Consider the following 474-nt stretch of genomic DNA (forward strand, 5'->3'; position numbering starts at 1 on the left):
GCGGCAGCGTGCCCCTCGCGCGCGGTACTGAGATCGGCCCCCATTACTTATCGTCCCAGCCGTCGCCGCCCTGCCTCGGCGGCTTGGGGCCCTGGTCGACAATCTGGCGCAGGATCAGCCCGGCCTCGGTGTAGTCGCCGCCGTAATAGACGCCATCGACATTGGCCGACTTCAGCTTGGACACGAGCGCCGCATAATCCGTCTCGGCCGGGTTGATGCCCTCGTACATCACGTCCTTGCCGCCCTTGGCCTTGAGCACCTTCAGGGTCTCATCGGCAAGACCCTTGCCGTAGGGGGTCTTGTCGTGGACGAAGGCGATCTTCTTGCCCTTGAAGTGCTTGGCCAGGTAGACGCCGGCATCATCCAGGTCACCCCCGCCTCCACGAACGTGAAGTTCACCGAGCGCGGCATGTGGAACACCTTCCGCACCTGCGGTCGTGACGACCAGCAGGGCGCGGTGGCCGGCGCCTACCT

The 474-nt window shown here is 65.4% G+C and carries 2 pseudogenes; one reads left to right on the forward strand and one right to left on the reverse strand.

Annotation, left to right across the window (positions count from 1 at the left end):
- Window positions 1-46: 46 nt before the first annotated feature.
- Window positions 47-358, reverse strand: a pseudogene (locus MKK84_RS28450) (ABC transporter substrate-binding protein); the annotation flags it as partial.
- Here MKK84_RS28450 and MKK84_RS28455 point away from each other — a divergent pair.
- A pseudogene (locus MKK84_RS28455) lies at window positions 356-474 on the forward strand (branched-chain amino acid ABC transporter substrate-binding protein); the annotation flags it as partial. The pseudogenes MKK84_RS28450 and MKK84_RS28455 overlap by 3 nt on opposite strands.

It is taken from the genome of Methylobacterium sp. E-065, assembly GCF_022829605.1.
Lineage (GTDB): Bacteria > Pseudomonadota > Alphaproteobacteria > Rhizobiales > Beijerinckiaceae > Methylobacterium.